This is a genomic window from Poseidonibacter lekithochrous (assembly GCF_013283835.1).
Lineage (GTDB): Bacteria > Campylobacterota > Campylobacteria > Campylobacterales > Arcobacteraceae > Poseidonibacter > Poseidonibacter lekithochrous.
In genome coordinates this window covers 3350498-3370583 of sequence record NZ_CP054052.1, presented here as the reverse complement: position 1 = coordinate 3370583, position 20086 = coordinate 3350498, and the positions used below count along the sequence as shown (strand labels likewise).

Sequence of the window (20086 nt, the reverse complement as noted above, 5' to 3'; positions counted from 1 at the left end):
TCTAGGAATTATTTTAAAATTCCAGCTTCTTTGAAGTACTTTTTAGCACCTTCATGCATTGGAGCAGAAAGACCATCTAATAAAGATTCTTTAGTAATGTTTGCGTAAGCAGGGTGTAATTTTTTGAAAGCATCGAAGTTTTCTAAGATAGCTTTAACTACAGTATAAACTGCTTTATCACTTACATCAGTACTAGAAACTAATACAGCTTTAACACCAAATGTAGAAGTAGCTTCAGGGTTACCTTTGTACATTCCAGCAGGAACGTCAGCTTGTGCAAAGTATGGGTTAGCTTTAACTAATGCATCAACTTTATCACCAACTAAAGGAGTAATTTTTACGTCAACAGAGTTAGACGCATCTTTAATATTTGCAGTAGGGTGACCTACCATGTAGAAGTAACCGTCAATTTTGTTATCTCTTAATGCATCTGGCATTTCAGCAGCTTTTAAAGCCCCTGCAAATTTTAAATCATCTTTAGTCATACCAACAGCTTTGAATAATGCTAAAGCAGTTGCTTCATTACCTGAACCTGGGTTTCCTAAGTTAATTCTTTTATTTTTAAGATCAGCAACACCGTTGATGTTAGCATCTTTTCTTGTAACTAATGTGAATAATTCAGGGTAAATTGCCATTACAGATCTTAATTTTTTCACTGGTTTATCAGCAAATTTCTTAATACCTTTTGATGCTTGGTATACAACATCAGATTGTGCAATACCGAAATCTAATTCACCATTTTTAATAGTATTAATATTGTATACAGAACCACCAGTTGATTCAACTGAACATCTGATTTTAGTTTCTTTCTTGTATTTGTTTACAAGTCTACAAACTGCACCACCTGTTGGGTAGTAAGTTCCTGTAACTCCACCTGTACCAATTGTTACGAATTCAGCAGCGAATGCTGGAAGTGTTAATGCTCCTAAAAGAGCAGCTGTAGCGATTTTTTTCATTCTTTTCTCCTTAAAATAAATATGTTAATTAGTTTTGATAAACAACACTATGATAATTATATCACATACAATAAAATAATCAAGATGTATATTAGCAGGTAAATTACATATAAATTGTTTATAAATTACAATTTAGTGACAATTTATCATACTTAAAATTTATCTAAACTTAAAAAAAGGGATTTAGAATAATACTATGAATTATTTGTGTACATTTGGTGTATAAAATTTATCCACAAGATAACTTATAATATAACGTTATGTAAATTAGAGATAAAAATATTTAAAAATTAGATTCATTTTATAAGGATTTCTTTCATTTATAAATAAAACTACTTGACAAAGATACACTCAATAGGTTATAATTCTTTAGCAGTTTAAGACAACGAGTGCTAAAAAATAAAATTGGTTGTAAAATGATTAATAAAAAAGAGTTTTTATTACAGTCTATTATTAAAGCTTATATAGAGCATTGTGAACCTATTGGGTCTACACAATTAAAATCTATGTATGATATTACTTATTCTCCTGCAACAATTAGAGGTTACTTTAAGAAGCTGGGTGAAGAAGGGTTTTTAGCTCAAGAACATATAAGTAGTGGAAGAACTCCAACTACTGAAGCTTTAAAACAATACTGGCTTACAAAACTTAATTTTAAAATCGAAGATATAAATTTACCTGCCTTACAATATTTTGCATCACAAGTTGAAGTTTCTGTATTTATTAAAAAAGAAAAATCAGATGTATTAAATGACATTATTAATGTAGACAATAAATATATGATATTAGAGTTTACTTCTTTTGCTATTACTGTAAAGTTCTCAGATGCACTTTATAGATTTTTACAAGATATGGTTGGAATTTCAACTAAAGATATTTTAAAAATCTCAAAGGATGTTGGAGCATACGAAGTACACGATGCAATAATGCAAACAATACAAAATTCAGATTTTGAAATTTTTAATTATAAAGAATTTTTAAATTTAGCATTGAATTACAATTTTGATGAATTAACTATAAATAGCTTTTTAAAAGGTGAAATTTTAGACAGAGTAGATGAAGGTCTATATTTTGAAGAACTTTTACCTGATGATTACATTGGTATCTGTCATTATTGTAAGGTTAATAATGAAGATGTGAAAATGTTAGTAATTGGCGAATTACCAAAAAATTATGAATACTTTTATAAAAAAATTACAACTTTTTAGGAGATAAAATTGAGCGAAGAAAAAAAAGAAGAAGTAACAACTGAAGAAGTTGTTGAAGAAACTTGTGAAACTGCAACTGAAGAAGTTGAAGTAAAAGAAGAAACATCTGAAGATAAAATTGCCCAACTTGAAGCAAAATTAAAAGAATCAGAAGATAAGTACTTAAGAGTACATGCTGATTTTGAAAATATCAAAAAAAGATTAGAGAGAGAAAAATATCAAGCAATTGATTATGCATCTGAAAAGTTTGCAAAAGATTTATTATCTCCAATTGATACATTAGAAATGGCACTAGCTGCTGAAGAAGCTGCTAAAGATATGCCTTCTGATGAATTATTAGGTAAATTAAAAGAAGGTGTTGAATTAACAATTAAAAACTTCTACACTGCTTTTGAGAAACATGATATTTCAGAAGTTGAAGCAGATGGTGAGTTTGATCCAAACTTCCATGATGCAGTAATGCAAATTGATAGCCCTGACCATGAAGATGGAATGATTGTTCAAAGACTTCAAAAAGGTTATAAATTAAAAGAAAGATTGTTAAGACCAGCAATGGTTTCAATCTGTAAGAAATAGACATATTTTGACTATTTCTACGTTCGACTACGAAATATAAAAGAGTCACTTACAAAAGTAAGCTTCTCCTTTCTATTTCTTGTCTGCCTTGAACTAGCCTAAAATATGCTATTTCGGCAACTTGGTTGAACTGACCGTAATGTCAAAAAACTAATAGATTTAAAAAAATATTTAAAATTAAAAAACAAAACTTGATAAGGAATTAAAATGAGTAAAGTAATTGGAATTGACTTAGGTACAACTAACTCTTGTATGGCAGTTTACGAAGGTGGAGAAGCGAAAGTTATCCCTAATAAAGAAGGTAAGAATACAACTCCTTCAATCGTAGCATTTACAGACAAAAACGAAGTATTAGTTGGTGATCCAGCAAAAAGACAAGCTATTACAAACCCAGAAAAAACTATCTATTCTGTAAAAAGAATTATGGGTCTTATGATGGACGAAGAAAATGCTAAAGAAGCACAATCTAAAGTTGGTTATAAAATCGTTGATAGAAACGGAGCAGCAGCTGTTGAAGTTGGTGACAAAGTATATACTCCTCAAGAAGTATCTGCAAAGATCTTAGGAAAATTAAAAACTGATGCTGAAGAATATTTAGGAGCTCCTGTAACTGACGCTGTTATTACTGTTCCTGCATACTTCAATGATGCACAAAGAAAAGCAACTCAAGAAGCTGGTACAATCGCTGGTTTAAATGTATTAAGAATTATCAATGAGCCAACAGCTGCTTCATTAGCATATGGTTTAGATAAAAAAGGTGAAGAAAAAGTATTAGTATATGATTTAGGTGGTGGTACTTTTGATGTTACTGCACTTGAAATCGGTGACGGTACTTTTGAAGTATTATCTACTGATGGTAATGCATTCTTAGGTGGAGATGATTTCGATAATGCTATTATTGATTGGTTATCTGCTGAATTCCAAACTGAAAATGGTTTTGATGTTAAAAATGACAAAATGGCATTACAAAGATTAAAAGATGCTGCTGAGAATGCTAAGAAAGAATTATCTTCTGCTGAATCAACAGAAATCAACTTACCATTCATCTCTATGGGTTCTGCTGGTCCTGTTCACTTAGTTAAATCATTAACTAGAGCAAAATTTGAAGCTATGACTGAAGATTTAATTACTGAAACTTTAGATCATATCAAAGTTGCTTTAAAAGACGCTGGTTTAGATAAAGGTGAAATTGAAGAAATTATTATGGTTGGTGGATCTACTAGATTACCAAAAGCAAATGAAATTGTAAGAGAATTCTTCGGTAAAGACTTAAATAAAGGTGTTAACCCTGATGAAGTAGTTGCTGCAGGTGCTGCTGTTCAAGCTGGTGTATTAAAAGGTGATGTTAAAGACGTATTATTATTAGACGTTACTCCATTATCATTAGGAATTGAAACTCTAGGTGGAGTTTTAACTAAATTAATTGAAAAAGGTACAACTATTCCAGTTAAGAAATCTCAAGTATTCTCAACTGCTGAAGATAACCAACCAGCTGTATCTATTCACGTAGGTCAAGGTGAGAGAGAATTTGCTAAAGATAATAAATCTTTAGGTATGTTCGAATTATCTGACATTCCAGCAGCTCCAAGAGGTGTTCCTCAAATTGAAGTAACATTTGATATTGATGCAAATGGTGTTTTAAATGTATCTGCTAAAGATAAAGGTACTGGTAAAGAAAATAAAATTACTATTTCTGGTTCATCTGGATTATCTGATGAAGAAATCGAAAAAATGGTAAACGAAGCTGAAGCTAACAAAGAAGCAGATGCTAAGAAAAAAGAAGTAATTGAAGTAAGAAACCAAGCTGACGCTTTATTACATTCAACTAAGAAAACATTAGAAGAAAACCCAGATGCAGTTTCTGAAGAAGAAACTAAAGCTATCGTTGATTCTGCTGCTGAATTAGAAGAATTATTAAAAGACGAAAATGCAACTAAAGAGCAAATTGAAGAAAAAGTTAAATCTTTAACTGAAAAATCTCACAAGTTAGCAGAAGCTATGTACAAAAAAGAGGGTGGTGACCAAGCAGGTGCTGAACAACCAAATAAAAAAGCTAAAAAAGACGATGACGATGTTATCGACGCTGAAGTAGAGTAAAACTCTGCTTCATGCAAACTATAATCTTCCTACTGTTAGTTTTTCTAATAGTAATATTCTCTGTTTTATTATACTTCAAAAGTAAACACTCACGTGTTGACAAACTAAATAAAGGCGAGTGCCCAAATTGTGGTGCTAGTACTAAAACCTTTTATGATGAAAATACAAAAACTATGTTCAAATCAGAATCTATAAGTGCAAGAGTTCTTAAAAACGGTGGTTGTTCAGGAGTTAATGATATTGAATACAAATGTAAAGAGTGTGGACTAAAAGAGGTTTATTCTCAAGGTTAAGAATGTAACTAACTATTAACTTTATAATGTTAAAATTATTGAACTTTAAAAAGGAAGTTCTTTATGAAATATATTTTAACTTTTATACTTTCTTTATTGTTTTTTTCTGGATGTACATCTGTATCCATAAATGAACCTGCTGTAAAAAAAATAACTAACCCAAATGACCCTTATGATTATTTAAATGGTTTTTATGATGATGATTTAGATGAAGCATTAGAAGTTTTTAAAATTGCTTGCGAAAAATCTGTTAGAAAAAAACTATTTCAAAATGTATGTATCAACGTTTATTCTTATAATAATGGGAAAAAGTTCTTCACTCAAAACTTCACACCTAAAGTCTTAGTATCAAATACTGGAGATTTGGGATTAATTACTGGATACTTTGAGCCTCTACTTTTTGGAAGTCTAATAAAAACTGATAAATATAAATACCCAATATATAAAATACCAAATGATTTAGTAATTATAAAAGATAAGAAAAACTACCTAGAGTTTGAAAAATATAGATATAGAGCCAAAATGGTAGATGGAAGATACATTCCTTATGATACAAGAGAGCAAATTGAAAATAGAGACGATTTAGTACCAGTTGTTTATGTGGATAATAAAGTAGATCTATTTTTCTTACACGTTCAAGGTTCTGGTCGAGTTCAACTAGAAAATGGTGAAGTTATGAATATTGGATATGCTTCACAAAATGGAAGAAAATATTTTGCAATTGGACGACATTTAGTTGAAAATGGTCATGTGGATAAAAAAAATATATCTTTACAAACTATAAAAAAGTATTTAAAAGAGAATCCTGAAAAAACTGATGAAGTTTTAAATTTAAACCCTAGTTATATCTTTTTTGAAAAAAGAGAACAAACTGCAACAGGAAGTTTATCTGTTCCTTTAATAGCTAATAGAAATGTAGCAGTTGATATAAAACATATTCCTTTAGGAATGCCCGTGTTTATTGAAACCTTTAATCCTAAAACAAAAAAGCCTATGAATAGACTTATGATTGCTGCTGATACAGGTGGAGCAATTAAAGGTGAAATTAGATTAGATTTCTTTTTTGGTTATGGTAATAGTGCAGGGGAGTTGGCTGGATTAATGAAAGAAAAAGGAAGGGTGTTTTTATTTATTCCTAATATATAACGGATGTTGTTTAAGAACAACACCCATTACCACAGCAGTTATCTCTAGCTTCTGTGTAGAAAGTAATTACGAAATTATTGTACATCTCTTGTACTTCAAATTCATGTTTTTTACAGAATTCATTATTCATAGTATCTTTCATTTCTAGAGCTTTAATAAGAGCGTCATCTTTCGATGTAAAAGTTAAATTATTTTGTAATTCACTCCTTTTAAAACATCCACATTGGTTTGCTACAACGATTTTATACATAAATATTGTCCTTATAATGATTAAAATTAATATGCTACCTTATCAAAATTTTGACTTTTTTTTCCTTAGAAGTGAATATTTTTTTAAGGATAAACTTTATTCTTTAGATTATGTTAATAATGCACGCATTTATTAAAGCAGATTAAGAAGTAAATCTAGATAGAATTCGCATATTAATTAAAAAAAGGAAGATAATGCACATTACAAATATAATTTCTCAATATTTTGGTAAATTTGCGAAGACTCAATTTCCACCATTTATCCAAAGGGTAATTAACGCAGGTTATGTAAAGTTTTTAGGTTTAAATATGAGTGAGTTTAAAAATGCAAGATATTACAAGTCTTTAAATGACTTATTTACAAGAAAACTTGAAATCAATAGAGAAATTGTAAGTGCCGAAAATGAATTTATCTCTCCAACAGATAGTTTTATCACAGAGTGTGGGCAAATCAAAGAAGATACAGCTTTACAAATTAAGGGTATGGAATATTCAGTAGAAGAGTTATTAACATTCTATTGTACAGATAATTTCTCAAAAGTTAAAGAGGGAAGTTTTATGAACTTCTACTTATCTCCAAAAGATTACCATAGATATCATTCACCTTGTGAATTTCAACTGAAAAAACTTATTCATGTTCCAGGAAAACTATATCCTGTTAATTTAAAATACTTAAATAAAGAGTTAGATTTATTCGTACAAAACGAAAGAGTTATCTTAGAGTGTATTGATACAAATGGTAAACTTTTCTATATGGTATTTGTTGGTGCTTTAAATGTAGGACAAATGGTATTTGAATTTGAACCAAAAGTAGAAACTAACATTGATACAGCAGAAATTAAAGTATATGAATATGAAGATATTAAAATTGATAAAGCTGATTGTTTAGGTTACTTTAAAATGGGATCAACTGTAGTAATGTTATGGGAAGAAGATGCCGTTGAAATCGAGAGTTTATTAAACGAAGATGTTAGATTTGGACAAAAAATAGCAACTTTCAAATAAATTTTATTTTTAATAAATAACAAAAGGAATTGTGTTATTATTAAGTAAGTCAAAAATTGGAGACTTCTTATGACACGAGAAAAAATTTATAAGTTGACTAGTATTTTAGTCGCTTTTATATTTTTATTAATTCTTTTTGTTGTTTTCTACAGTTCTTATAGTAATAACACAGAGAGTATATTCTTTTTCGAAAGCTTAGATAATAGAATCTTTCTATTAAATGTAGTGTATTTCTTAATCACACTTGGTCTTATTTTCATAATATTTAATATCCAAAGAAAAAATCAAATAAAACAAACACAATTAAAAAGAAAATTGTATCTTGATAAACTAACTAATTTAAAAAATTCTAATGCCTTATCAAAAGATATAAAAAATGAAGAGTTTATCTCTTTAATATTAGTAGATATAGACTCCTTTAATGATATTAATGAATTATATGGATTTAGTTCTGGAAACTTAGTTTTACAAGAAACAGCAAGGATTCTAAAAGAATTTGCTCTAACTAATGACTCTTCATTATATAGAATACATGGAAATGAATTTGCTATTGTTGAATTTAAAATGATTGATTTTCCTCAGTTTGTTTCTCGAACTGAAGAGTTAAGTCGATTATTTAAAAATAGAACTATCTATGTAGAAAAACTTGATATGGAAATATTCATTGATATTACATTAGGTATTTCTATGCTTCAAGATGAGCCTTTAAGAACCGCTGGAATTGCTTTGAAAAAAGCTAAAAAAAGTAATTTAAGATTCTTTGCATATACAAATAATCTAGATGCGAAAGGTATTATTAAAAAGTCAATTTTTTGGAGAGATAGAATCAAAAAAACAATTGATGAAGATAATGTTATTCCTTTTTATCAACCAATTTTTAATCGTAATAAAGAGATTATCAAATATGAAACATTAATGAGATTAAAAAACAAATCTAATGATGGTAAAGTTGATTATATTCTTCCTTATGAATTTTTAGATGTTGCTATTAAAACAAAACAATATTTACTTTTATCAAGTCAAGTAATTACAAAAGCTTTAAGTGATTTAGATAAAACAAATAAAGATATCTCTATTAATCTTAGTTTTAAAGATGTATTAGATTCTCATTTTATTGAACAACTAGATGATATTCTACGAAATATTACAAAAGAGAATAAAAAAAGAATTATATTTGAGTTATTAGAAAGTGATTTAATTACGGATTATACTGTACTTGAAGACTTTATTTTAAAATATAGAGAAATTGGTATTAAAATTGCAATTGATGATTTTGGTACAGGCTACTCAAACTTTGCACATATCTTGGAAACAAGACCAGATTATATTAAAATTGATGGATCACTTATAAAAGATATAAATAATGATAAAAACTCATATGAAATTGTGAAGTCAATTACTGATTTTTCAAAAGCATTAAATATCAAAACTATTGCAGAATTTGTACATTCAGAAGAAGTTTATAATATTGTGAATGACTTGGGTATAGATGAGTTTCAAGGTTTTTATTTGGGGAAACCAACACCAAATATTGAATAACTTTAATAAAACAAAAGTTTATTTTTGTAAAATAAAATATGAATTAAATTTTAACACTAAGGATTTAAAATGTCTACAATAACAGAACTAGGGTCGCTGCCATTAGCAGGTACAAAAAAAGGTAAAATCTCTGTATCAAATGTAACTGAACCATACGGTAAAGATACTGCGGATATTATAAGTATTGGTATTTTATTAAATGGTCAAGATGTACAATGGAAATCACATATTCCATATGAAAATTTAGATGAAGTAATTGCTATTTTACAAAAAGCAAGTGAAGATAGAAAAGCGTCTCAAGCATAATTAAACAAATATATTTTAATGTGATAACTATTAAGCAATATGCTTAATAGTTTCTCTTAACTCTTGTTGCCACAATGCCATACCGCCAAATAAGTGAGCAGTATTCTTGTAACCTTGGTCTATTAAAAAATTACCAATAGTTCTTGTTCTATTTGCATGAGCACAAATTAAAACAATTGTTTGATCTTTTTGTGTAACTATCTTTTCAAATTCACTCATCCAAGATTTTACATCATGATTACCATACTCGTCAAAGAAGGTCATTTTATAGGCATTTTTGATTGTACCTGTTCTTTCCCACTCATCTTTTCTTCTAACATCAATCATTACAACTTTATCATTTATCATTTTTTCTACAGTTTTGGGTTGTAAATCTACTAAATTATCCATATATTTTCCTTAAAAGTGGGAATTTTATCATAAATAAGATAAAATTAAATATAATAAAAACTTATATAAGTATATCTTTTCAATATAATAAAATTCAATTAACAAACTCTTTATATTTATTAAATATAATAGCATAAATAAAAATAGAGTATAAATTATAAAAAGGCCTAAAATGAAAAAAATAGTATTCATACTATTACTTAGTGTTGCATCAGCGTTCGCTTTTGAAGAACTAAATATGGATAATTTTGAATCAAAGATAAAAGGTAAAAATGTTATCATTGATTTCTATGCGGTTTGGTGTCCACCTTGTAAGGTATTAAATAATAAATTAGAAGAATATGATATTGTTAAACCTGATAACGTTACTATATACAAAATTAATATTGACGATCAACCATTAATTACTAAGAAGTTTGGAATTACTAGACTTCCTTCCCTTGTATATTTTCAAGACGGCAAAGCTGTTAAAACTAAAATTGGTATTCAATCAGTTGATGAACTTGAATCAAATGCCAATTCAATATTTAATTAATATCAAGGACTAGAATCTTATGAAAAAAATTATATTAGTTTTGTTTGTTCTGTTTCAATCACTTTTTGCAATTGAACAAACATTCCTAGAACCAGATGAAGCTTTCAAACCTAAATTTACTCAAGAAAAAGATAAATTATTATTTGATCTAAAATTGGGAAAAGATATATATTTATATGATGAAAAAATAAAAGTATTCATTTTAAAACCTATCAAAGAAGAAATTACAAAAGAGATAACATTACCAACGCCTGTTCCTTATGAAGAGTGGATTGTACAGTTTAATGATATTAGTATAGAAATACCATTTTCATTACTTCAATCAAAAATAGATTCTCCTACATATGAAATCCAAGTGCAATATCAAGGATGTTCAAAAAAAGGTCTTTGTTATGCTCCTATGAAGCAAAACTTTAATCTTGACACTACTGGAAGCGCTACTCTTAAATCAAATGCTGTAATAAATGCAATTGAAGAAGATAAAACTCCTAAAGTAAATGTAGAAGTTGAAGAACCAGTTAACGAAACTGATTCAATTGCTGCTTTACTTAAAAATGGAAGTTTCTTTTTTGTATTAGGATTCTTTTTTGTTGCAGGACTTGCTCTGTCTTTAACTCCTTGTATTTTCCCAATGATTCCGATTTTATCTTCGATTATTGTAAAAGCTGGAAATAAAGAAGAGATAACTCCCGCTAAAGGATTCTTTTTATCTTTAGTTTATGTTGTAGCTATGGCCTTAGCTTATACAATCGCAGGTGTTATTGCTGGTTTATTTGGTGCTAACTTACAAGTTGCACTTCAAAATCCTTATGTCTTAACTGTATTTGCAGGTATTTTTGTAGCTTTAGCCTTCTCAATGTTTGGATATTACAAATTAGAATTACCTCAAAGTATTCAAAATAAGATTACAAGAACAACAGATGGTAAAGAAAAACAAGGTGTTATGGGTGTGGCTATCATGGGATTCCTATCAGCATTAATTGTTGGACCTTGTGTTGCAGCTCCACTTGCTGGTGCACTAGTTTATATTGGACAAACAGGTGATGCACTTTTAGGTGGATTAGCACTATTTGTAATGTCTGTTGGTATGGGAGTTCCTTTATTATTAATCGGACTTGGAGCTGGTAAGTATATGCCAAAACCTGGTGGTTGGATGGATTCTGTATCAAAAATCTTTGGTATTGTAATGTTAGCAGTTGCTGTATGGATGTTAGATAGAGTATTAGATCCTATTTATGTTATGTGGTTATGGGCATTACTATTTATTGCAACTGGATTATATTTAAGAATGTACCAACATATAATCGCTCAGTTAATTACAACTGTTATTTTCATATATGGTGTATCTTTAATGTTAGGAGCTTTAAGTGGTGCAACAAATCCACTTGAGCCATTCTCAAAATTCACATCTGCTAAGGGTGTAGCTGTTTCACAAAATGAATTAAAATTCTCATATGTGAAGAATTTAAAAGAGTTAGACTTAGCTATAAAAGCTTCAAATAAACCAGTGATGTTAGACTTCTATGCTGATTGGTGTATCTCTTGTAAAGAGTTAGAGAATATCACTTTTAAAGATGAAACAGTTATGGCAAAACTCAAAGGTTTTACACTTCTAAAAGCTGACGTGACTGAAAATAATGATGATGATAAAGCACTACAAGCTAAGTTTGGTGTAGTTGGACCTCCAGCACTTATCTTTTGGGATAAAAACAACAAAGAGATTAAGTCATCTCAAATTGTTGGATATAAAAATGCAGAAGACTTCTTAAACATTATAAATAAACACTTCTAAATCTTATAAAAGTCCTAAAAATCAAGGGCTTTTATATAAGATTTGTTATACTTCCTAAAATTATTACCAAAGGTTTTTTATGAACTTTAATACTATTTTAGGAAGCGTAGATTTCCTTGAATTCTTACGAGGTAAAAAGGCCTCATTCCTTTTAAGTACAAGTGTTACAAAAACTTGTGAAATCCCAAATATTTCCCAAGCAGGTATTCCTGGCAAATTAGATTTAACTCCTACATTAGATGCAGAATTTTTATGTACGAAAGAAGTTCGATCACTTGATGATATAGCACAGACACCAAAAGGTGTTCCAACACCTGCACTTATTACAAGAGCAACACATGAATTAAATCCATTTTCAAATATTGAAATATTGGATTTAGGACTTACTGTAAAACCAAAACTAAAATATTTTAAGACTTATGGTTTTGATTTAGAACCATCAAGAAGAATAGATGATAAAGCTTCAATTAATGCTATGGAAGTATTCCAAATGGGTGTACAGTTTGCACAAGATTATGAATTAAAAGATGATTATGTAATCTTAGCTGAGAGTGTTCCAAGTGGTACAACTACAGCACAAGCATCTGCAATGGCTTTAGGATATAAGTGTAAAAACTATTTCTCAAGTTCTTTCAAAAATAGTCCTGAAGATATAAAATACCTAACAATCAAAAAAGCTTTAGCAAATATCAACGAAGATGATGATGTATTTACAAAACTATCTAATGTATCAGATAATATGCTTATTTTTAATGCTGGATTTGTATTAGGTTCAACTTCAAAAAATATGAAAGTAGTACTTGCTGGTGGTACACAAATGGCAGCAGTATTATTAATTGTAAACTCTGTTTTAGGAATGATGGGAGGATCAATTGATTCTTCAAATATTGCTTTATGTACAACTAAGTGGATACATGAAGATGAAAACTCAAATATCAAAGCCTTATTAGCACAATTAAAATTCCCTGTTAATGCTTATGCTAGTGATTTTGATTTTAGAGAATCAAATCATCCTGCACTTAAACTTTATGATGAAGGTGAAGCAAAAGAGGGTGTTGGTTGTGGAGCAGCTCTTTGTTATGCAGCAATCAATGGTATAAACAAAAAAGAGTTAACTCAAAAAATAGAAAGCTTTTTAGGATAGTTTAGTGGAAGTATTTATTTCAACATTTTTAAAAATGTTTTTTATTATGACGCCGTTTTTTGTATTGTCTGTATTTTTGACAGTTACATCTGATGCGTCTAATCATGAAAGAAAAGTATTAGCTATAAAGGTTACTACATCTGTAATTATTATGAGTTTAGTACTTCTATTTTTTGGAAAACATATTTTCTCAATTTTTGGTATTACTTTAGATGCATTTAGAATAGGAGCAGGGGCTTTATTATTCTTAGCTGCTGTTGATTTAGTAAAAGGTAATAAAGATGGAGCTAAAAAATCTGATGATACAGCGCTATATGATTTAGCTGTAGTTCCTCTTGCTATTCCTGTTACAATAGGACCTGGAACTATTGGTATTTTACTTGTAATGGGGGCTTCTTTTGAAACTACATCATCACTAATTGCTGGTAGTTTTGCACTTATTTGTGCTGTATTAGTAATTGGTCTTATGCTTTATATGTCAAGTATTATTGAAAAAATAGTAGGAAAACAAGGTCTTCTTGTAATCTCAAAAATTACAGGTCTATTCTTAGCCGCACTTTCAGCACAAATTGTGTTTACGGGTGTGAAAAACTTTTTAGGATTATAATATGAAAATATTCTATTTTGGTGGACAAAAATCAGGTAAGACTTCAAAAGCTAGTGCTAAAGCTTTAGAATTATCAGGAAATAAAAAACCATATTATGTGGCTACTTATGATAACTCTTATAATGATGAAGCCATGCAAGATAGAATCAATAGACATATTGATGAGAGAAAAGAAGATTTTTTGAGCATTGAAGAGACAAAAAATTTACTTCCTCATATTAAAAAAGGCAAAACATATCTTATTGACTGTATGACTATGTTTATTCTAAATAATATGGATGATGGAATAGATAAAATGAAAGAGCAATTAGAAGAGTTATTCAAAATTGATTGCAATATGATTTTTATTCTAAATGATATAGGAAATGGTGTAATTCCAATGGATAGATACAGTCGTGATTTTGTAGATGTATCAGGACTTATTGGGCAGTATTTAGCACAAAATTGTGATGAGGTATATGAAGTAAAATACTCACTGGAGAAAAAACTAAAATGAAAATAGTTCTTCACGCTTTTTATTTTGCACTTTCATATTTTACAAGTATCCCTGTATGGGTAAAAGATATGAAGATAGTTAATGAAACATATAAATATACCCTAGCTTTTCTTCCTCTAATAGGAATTATTTTAGCAAGTATTGTAATTGGAATAAATCTTCTTTTACTTGAAATTTTTAATCCTTTATATGCTTCTTTTATCTCTGCTGTTTTGTATCTATTTTTATATGGCTTCTTACACCTTGAAGCTGTATGTGATGTAGTAGATGCTTCTTTTGCAGCCCATGGTGGTAAAGATGCATATAAGATCATGAAAGAGCCTACAATTGGAGCAATTGGAGCTATGTATGCTTTTGGTCTAGCTTTATTAAAAGTAGGGGCAATTACATATTTATTATATGAAAAGCAGTATATGTTGTTTTTAGTTGTTCTTATGTTCTCACGAATTAACTTTATATATTTATTAGGTTTTTTTAATTTTAATAAAGATAGTTTTTTATCACTTGCTTTTCAAGATGCGGGAGTTACAAAAGTAAAACTATATGCTTTACTTTATGTACTTTTTGCTTTTTTAATTAGCTCTCATATGATGATTTTATTTGTCTCTTCATTAGTTCTTTTTTATGTAATTTTAAAAAGGTTAAATAAAAAGTTTGGATTTGTAAATGGGGATTGTTTAGGATATACCCTAGAGCATGTAGAACTTATTTTATTAAATATAGCATTGGTATTAGTAGTATGAAAACATTTGAACATGGTGGGCAAATTGATAGTTTTGCAAAAGAATTAGGCTGTGAAATAAAAGATATTATTGATTTATCTTCAAATATAAACTTTATTAAACCAGAAGTAAATATTGATTTTAATTCTTTAGATATTTCTGCTTATCCAATTTATGATAAATTGTATGAAAAAATTGCAAATAACTATAAAATAGATGTTAGTGAAATGGAGCTTTTTAATGGTGGAAGCTCTGCTATTTTTACTCTGTTTAAACATCTTGATTTAACTCACTGTACTATTTATTCTCCTGCGTATTTAGAGTATAAAAAAGCAGCTGTAAACTTTGCTTATGAGCTTAGAACTATTAATAGATTTGAGAATATGCTTTTACCTGTAAAAGAGGGCTCATTAGTTGTATTTGTAAACCCATCAACTCCTGATGGAACATATTATGATATTGATACTTTGATGAATTATTGGATACAAAGGCATTGTACGATTTTGATTGATGAGAGTTTCTTAGATTTTTGTGATGGAAAATCAGCTACAAAATATATAAAAGAGTATGATAAATTATATATTTTAAAATCAATGACAAAGTTTTATTCAAGTGCTGGTATTAGAGTAGGGACTCTTGTATCAAATGAAAAAAATATTGAGAGTATAAAAAGGTTTGAACCTATGTGGAAACTATCTCAATTTGATTCAAACTATTTGCAAAGCGCCCTTGAAGATTACTCTTTCAAAAGAATCTCAAAAGCTATAAATGTAAAAAATAGAATAGAGTTAGAGAAGATTTTACAAAACTGTGAGTTAATAGAATCTATTTATCAAAGTAGTGCAAACTATATACTTGTAAAACTAAAAAATATAACAGCAAAGCACTTGCAAGAAAAACTAAAACCTTATAGAATAATGATTAGAGATTGTTCAAACTTTGACTTTCTTGATGAAAATTATGTGAGAATTGCAGTAAAAGCATCTAGTGCAAATATAATACTAAAAAAGGCTCTTGAAGAGATATGTTAATAGATAATAAGTATTTAAAATATTTTTCATTTATATTATCTTTTATATTTATAATATATGTGATTTATATGATAATTACTTCTTTTTTCATAGTAAAAAATCAGTTTATTGATATAGGTGATAGTACTTATGTAAATCAAGTAAGAGTAGATGAATATACAAAAAGATTAAGTACTTACTTAATCAAAGATTGTAAAAACAATGAAAAGTGCGAAGTACAAGCTTTATTAGACTTCACAACTGCAATTCCTTATAAAATCAATGAAAGTATCGCTAGATCTTCAAAACAAGTTGTAAAGCAAAACTATGGGGATTGTGATGATAAATCAAATCTATTAATATCTATGTTAAAAACACAAGGTTACGAAGCATATTTTGTATTAGTTCCCAAACATATTTTTGTAATAGTGAATCTAAAAGATAAAATTGCTAATAAAAAAGCTTTATATGTAAATGGTAAAAGATTTTATATTCTGGAGAGTACTGCAACAGGGTCTAAAATAGGATTCCCTCTAAGATATAAGTACGATGAAATACAAGGGATAATTGATCCTTTTAAAAATAAAAGCTTAGTAATAAATGAACTAAAATTTAATTAATTTTTTTCATCATAAATTACTAGTTTATTCTTTCCAGAAGTTTTAGCTTCATAAAGAGCAATATCAGCTTCTTTGTATAAAGTATCTAACTCCATTTTTTCATTTCCTTTTTTGATAGATATACCAATTGAAACTGTGATTTTTTTGTGACCTTCATTTTCTATATGTTCAATATCCAAATCATATACTTCTTCTAATATTTTTCTTGCAATAATAGGACCACTGATTTTGTCATTATTCTCTTCCATAATAAATACACAGAACTCTTCTCCACCCATTCTAAAGGCAATATCAGAAGATCTTTTTACGGTTTTTCTTAATACCTTAGCAATTCGTTTTAGGGCTAAATCTCCACTAAGGTGACCATAATTGTCATTGTATAGTTTAAATGAATCTACATCTAACATTAAAAAAGAGACAGCTTTATTTAATCTCATAGCTTTTTTTATTTCTGTTGGAAGTTTTTTATTGAAAAATCTTCTATTATATAGAGTGGTTAATTGATCTGTATTTGTAAGTTTAATAATATCTTTTGTTGATTTATCTAATTTTCTAGTAGTGTTTTTTAGGTATAAATAGTAAATACTAACAATGATTAAGGCAATAATAAAAATTAGAAAACTTAATTGTGTTTTTAATTTCATTAGAGTAGTTTTATTACCTTTTGCATTTATCAATACTATTAGTTCACCCACTTCTTTTTGTTTTAAATCATATAATTTTATTAATCCTACCTCATAGTTATTTCCAACACTTTTTTGTGCATCTAAGATAGTTACTTTTCCATCAATTAACTCTGTGATATTTTTGTCAAATGTTTTTTGTTTAGAGTTGATAATATAATACTTTTTTGTCTCAGGGTAGTTTTTGATTTTTTCTTTTGTTTTTTCACTTAGGTTTATATTTCTTAAATCAATTAGATCTTTTTTAATAGCTATTAAGATTTGTGCATCTAACATTTCCGCTAAATAAGGTGTTAAATAATCAATATCTTCACCAAGTTCGATATATCCAACTATTTTATCCTTGATATAATAGGGTTCTACATATCTACTTGTAAGATTATGAAGTATTCCAAACTCAATACCACATGAAATGTCTTTTGTTTTTTCTGCATTATTTAGAGTAATTCTATTTATTGAATCGGAGTGTAGATTAGAGTTGTGTACACGTAAAAAGTTTTTTTTATCTAAATCATGGAAATAAAAATGAGTAACTTGAAACTCTTTATTTAATCTAGTAAATAGTTTACTTGTATATTCATATAGTTTTTCTCTATCTTTTTGTAAATAGTATTTATTAATCATTGGATCAGATTGTATATGATGAACAATTTCATTGTAAATATGATAATTTTGTTTGATTTTATTTTCGTAAGTTTTTTGAATATTGTTTAATATTTGATTAGTTCTAATTTTTTGATGTTCACTATTAAGTCTTTCAAGTGAAAATATTGATACAAAACCAATTATTGAGAAACCAAGTAAAAATGGTAGGAATACTTTGATGAATAAATATTTATTTGTTTTCATATAAGACTCCTTTTTTACTAAAATAATAGTTTAATGGCTCTATTATTAGTAATAATATCTTATTAATAATCATATACTAAAGATTATACTATCTTTTTATCGTTTAGTTAATATGTAAAAAGTTATACTTTCAAAAATATATTAAACATTATGACAGCCTATAGATTAAAAATAGTTAATAAATTAATTTATAAATAAAATTTTATAAAGGAATACCTTCATGCCTACTATAAACCTTGAATTTAGCGAGATTATAGATAATAAAGTAGAAAAAAGAGATATATGTTTTTCAAGCTCTTTATTAAAAGATCCCTACTCAAAAGAATCATTGTTCATCACAAAAGTAGATGGGGAATCAATGCAACCTGTGATTAATGATAAAGCTTTAGTTGTTGCAGATTTATCTCAAAATGAGTATATAAAAGATGGAATATTTTTAGTTTATTATGAAGAAAGAATGTGGATAAAAAAAGCAAGAGATATAAATGAAGAAGAACATTTTGTATCTATCAATCCAGATTATTCGCACTTGGTATATAAAAAAGAAGATGTAAGAGTAATAGCAAAAGTACTTCTTACTTTTACGAATCTTTAGAGGATATTTAATATGACTAACCAAGAGAGAATTAAAAAGTATTTAGTTGGAGAAAAGGGCTATTTAAAAAGTGATATTTCAAATGGTAAAGTTATTATGCTTTCTGGAAAATGGGGAAGTGGTAAGACTCATTTTTGGCAGAAAGAAATAGCTAGTGATGAGTTAAAGCAGGAACTTAAAGATAAAAGAGAAGTTTATTCTTATATAAGTCTATATGGTAAAACTTCTATTGAAGAGATAGAAAATGATATTTTCTCTCAAGCTTATTCATCTGCTATTGGTGGAGAAAATTTTGTAACAAAAGGATTCTCAACTTTTACAAAAAGAATGAAAAGATTTGGCTCTTCAAAAATTGCAAATGGATTAAATGAAGAACAAAATGATAATATAGAAAGAACTGCTCTATCAAGATTAAATAATGGTGGAATTTTATGTTTTGATGACTTTGAAAGAAAATCAAAAGATATAGATTTAAATGACCTTTTTGGATTTATCACTCAATTGACTTTGAATTTTAATTGTAAAGTAGTAATTATTTTAAATGACGATGTTTTTGAAGGTGAAGAGAAAAATGTTTTTTCTAATGTAAAAGAAAAAACGGTATCTAAATTTTTATATTATAAACCAGAAATAATCGAACTTTTCAATTTAATATTTGAATATGATAAAAGATATTTAGAATTGAAAGAATATAAAGAATTGATTTTAAATAATCTAATAGCTTCACAAGAGGTAAATGCCAGAATATATATCCAGATTTTTGAAAACTTATTAGAATTTACTCTATATATAAAAGATATAAAAAATGAATCTAAGTATTTAAAATATTTTATATTCCAAAATATTAATTTTATATTAAATCACAAAATATTTAAATTAATAAAGAATGAGAAATCTAGTATTGAGGTTTTAGACAATATTAAAAATAAAAATGAATCTATTAATAAATGTATTGAAGAAATTATAAATAAAAATTGGAACTATGAAAAAAATTATGATGTAGTAAATAATTTAAATTTTGAACAATTACCAAAAAATGAAATTAATAGTATTTATTTTCAAGTATCTTTAGACTGTCTTATCATAAAATCAAAATATGAAGATAGGGATATGGAAAATTATATTATTAACGTAATCCACAACTTCATAGAAACAGGAATACTAATAGATGAATAAGATATCAATATTCCGAACAAGCTTTAATTCTGGAAAATCAACTACACTTTTCGTATCACTTCCTAAGGGCTAATAGCTAAGTAAACTAGATA

At 27.8% G+C, this 20086-nt stretch carries 22 protein-coding genes; 18 read left to right on the top strand and 4 right to left on the bottom strand.

The features are described from left to right. Positions 1 to 8: 8 nt before the first annotated feature. Positions 9 to 956: a TAXI family TRAP transporter solute-binding subunit gene (locus tag ALEK_RS16225; RefSeq protein ID WP_071628212.1), complete on the bottom strand. Its 948-nt coding sequence runs from the start codon at positions 954 to 956 to the stop codon at positions 9 to 11. Between the two features lie 389 nt (positions 957 to 1345). On the opposite strand from ALEK_RS16225, the gene ALEK_RS16220 reads away from it, so the two are divergent. The 5 genes from ALEK_RS16220 to mltA all read left to right on the top strand — a co-directional run bounded on the left by ALEK_RS16220 (position 1346) and on the right by mltA (position 6276). Next, positions 1346 to 2164, top strand: coding sequence for a heat-shock protein (locus ALEK_RS16220; protein ID WP_228146323.1), 819 nt, complete (start codon positions 1346 to 1348; stop codon positions 2162 to 2164). Between the two features lie 9 nt (positions 2165 to 2173). Beyond that, positions 2174 to 2740: a nucleotide exchange factor GrpE gene (gene grpE, locus ALEK_RS16215; RefSeq protein ID WP_071628213.1), complete on the top strand. Its 567-nt coding sequence runs from the start codon at positions 2174 to 2176 to the stop codon at positions 2738 to 2740. Between the two features lie 207 nt (positions 2741 to 2947). After that, a complete protein-coding gene (gene dnaK, locus ALEK_RS16210; protein ID WP_071628214.1) occupies positions 2948 to 4837 on the top strand; it encodes a molecular chaperone DnaK in 1890 nt (629 codons plus the stop codon). Between the two features lie 11 nt (positions 4838 to 4848). After that, complete coding sequence (locus ALEK_RS16205) at positions 4849 to 5130, top strand: hypothetical protein (protein WP_071628215.1); 282 nt, start codon at positions 4849 to 4851, stop codon at positions 5128 to 5130. A 63-nt stretch (positions 5131 to 5193) separates the two neighbouring features. Then, on the top strand, positions 5194 to 6276 hold the full coding sequence (gene mltA / locus ALEK_RS16200; RefSeq protein WP_071628216.1) for a murein transglycosylase A: 1083 nt from the start codon (positions 5194 to 5196) through the stop codon (positions 6274 to 6276). A 10-nt stretch (positions 6277 to 6286) separates the two neighbouring features. On the opposite strand, the gene ALEK_RS16195 is transcribed toward mltA, so the two are convergent. After that, the gene (locus tag ALEK_RS16195; RefSeq protein WP_071628217.1) at positions 6287 to 6526 is read right to left on the bottom strand and encodes a hypothetical protein; all 240 of its coding nucleotides are present in this window, start codon (positions 6524 to 6526) and stop codon (positions 6287 to 6289) included. Between the two features lie 194 nt (positions 6527 to 6720). Between ALEK_RS16195 and ALEK_RS16190 the strand changes: the two genes are divergently transcribed. The 3 genes from ALEK_RS16190 (at position 6721) to ALEK_RS16180 (ending at position 9375) form a co-directional block, all read left to right on the top strand. Further along, positions 6721 to 7530 carry a phosphatidylserine decarboxylase gene (locus ALEK_RS16190; RefSeq protein ID WP_071628218.1) on the top strand — a complete coding sequence of 270 codons (810 nt, stop codon included), beginning with the start codon at positions 6721 to 6723 and terminating at the stop codon, positions 7528 to 7530. A gap of 69 nt (positions 7531 to 7599) precedes the next feature. Then, the gene (locus ALEK_RS16185; protein ID WP_083574723.1) at positions 7600 to 9069 is read left to right on the top strand and encodes an EAL domain-containing protein; all 1470 of its coding nucleotides are present in this window, start codon (positions 7600 to 7602) and stop codon (positions 9067 to 9069) included. Between the two features lie 69 nt (positions 9070 to 9138). Further along, a complete protein-coding gene (locus ALEK_RS16180; RefSeq protein WP_071628219.1) occupies positions 9139 to 9375 on the top strand; it encodes a hypothetical protein in 237 nt (78 codons plus the stop codon). 30 nt (positions 9376 to 9405) lie between these two features. Here the strand turns inward: ALEK_RS16180 and ALEK_RS16175 are convergent, their stop codons facing one another. Continuing rightward, positions 9406 to 9765 (bottom strand): rhodanese-like domain-containing protein, encoded by a 360-nt coding sequence (locus ALEK_RS16175; RefSeq protein ID WP_071628220.1) that lies wholly within the window; start codon positions 9763 to 9765, stop codon positions 9406 to 9408. Between the two features lie 172 nt (positions 9766 to 9937). Here ALEK_RS16175 and ALEK_RS16170 point away from each other — a divergent pair, with 172 nt between their 5' ends. The 8 genes from ALEK_RS16170 (at position 9938) to ALEK_RS16135 (ending at position 16691) form a co-directional block, all read left to right on the top strand. Further along, positions 9938 to 10300 (top strand): thioredoxin family protein, encoded by a 363-nt coding sequence (locus ALEK_RS16170; protein WP_083574724.1) that lies wholly within the window; start codon positions 9938 to 9940, stop codon positions 10298 to 10300. 19 nt (positions 10301 to 10319) lie between these two features. Continuing rightward, positions 10320 to 12092: a protein-disulfide reductase DsbD gene (gene dsbD, locus ALEK_RS16165; protein ID WP_071628221.1), complete on the top strand. Its 1773-nt coding sequence runs from the start codon at positions 10320 to 10322 to the stop codon at positions 12090 to 12092. Between the two features lie 79 nt (positions 12093 to 12171). Next, the gene (locus ALEK_RS16160) at positions 12172 to 13236 is read left to right on the top strand and encodes a nicotinate-nucleotide--dimethylbenzimidazole phosphoribosyltransferase (protein WP_071628222.1); all 1065 of its coding nucleotides are present in this window, start codon (positions 12172 to 12174) and stop codon (positions 13234 to 13236) included. Positions 13237 to 13240: 4 nt separating this feature from the next. After that, positions 13241 to 13843: a MarC family protein gene (locus tag ALEK_RS16155; RefSeq protein ID WP_071628223.1), complete on the top strand. Its 603-nt coding sequence runs from the start codon at positions 13241 to 13243 to the stop codon at positions 13841 to 13843. A gap of 1 nt (position 13844) precedes the next feature. Next, complete coding sequence (locus tag ALEK_RS16150; RefSeq protein WP_071628224.1) at positions 13845 to 14339, top strand: bifunctional adenosylcobinamide kinase/adenosylcobinamide-phosphate guanylyltransferase; 495 nt, start codon at positions 13845 to 13847, stop codon at positions 14337 to 14339. Then, positions 14336 to 15082 carry an adenosylcobinamide-GDP ribazoletransferase gene (locus tag ALEK_RS16145; protein WP_071628225.1) on the top strand — a complete coding sequence of 249 codons (747 nt, stop codon included), beginning with the start codon at positions 14336 to 14338 and terminating at the stop codon, positions 15080 to 15082. Before ALEK_RS16150 ends, ALEK_RS16145 begins: the two co-directional genes overlap by 4 nt. Then, positions 15079 to 16092, top strand: a complete 1014-nt coding sequence (locus ALEK_RS16140) for an aminotransferase class I/II-fold pyridoxal phosphate-dependent enzyme (RefSeq protein ID WP_071628226.1) — start codon at positions 15079 to 15081, stop codon at positions 16090 to 16092. Before ALEK_RS16145 ends, ALEK_RS16140 begins: the two co-directional genes overlap by 4 nt. Continuing rightward, a complete protein-coding gene (locus ALEK_RS16135; protein WP_071628227.1) occupies positions 16086 to 16691 on the top strand; it encodes a transglutaminase-like domain-containing protein in 606 nt (201 codons plus the stop codon). The genes ALEK_RS16140 and ALEK_RS16135 overlap by 7 nt, the downstream gene beginning before the upstream one ends. On the opposite strand, the gene ALEK_RS16130 is transcribed toward ALEK_RS16135, so the two are convergent. Then, on the bottom strand, positions 16688 to 18223 hold the full coding sequence (locus ALEK_RS16130) for a sensor domain-containing diguanylate cyclase (protein ID WP_071628228.1): 1536 nt from the start codon (positions 18221 to 18223) through the stop codon (positions 16688 to 16690). The genes ALEK_RS16135 and ALEK_RS16130 overlap by 4 nt on opposite strands. A gap of 220 nt (positions 18224 to 18443) precedes the next feature. On the opposite strand from ALEK_RS16130, the gene ALEK_RS16125 reads away from it, so the two are divergent. Next, positions 18444 to 18818: a S24 family peptidase gene (locus ALEK_RS16125; protein ID WP_071628229.1), complete on the top strand. Its 375-nt coding sequence runs from the start codon at positions 18444 to 18446 to the stop codon at positions 18816 to 18818. A 12-nt stretch (positions 18819 to 18830) separates the two neighbouring features. After that, positions 18831 to 19994: a P-loop NTPase fold protein gene (locus ALEK_RS16120; RefSeq protein ID WP_071628230.1), complete on the top strand. Its 1164-nt coding sequence runs from the start codon at positions 18831 to 18833 to the stop codon at positions 19992 to 19994. The last annotated feature ends 92 nt before the right edge of the window (positions 19995 to 20086 follow it).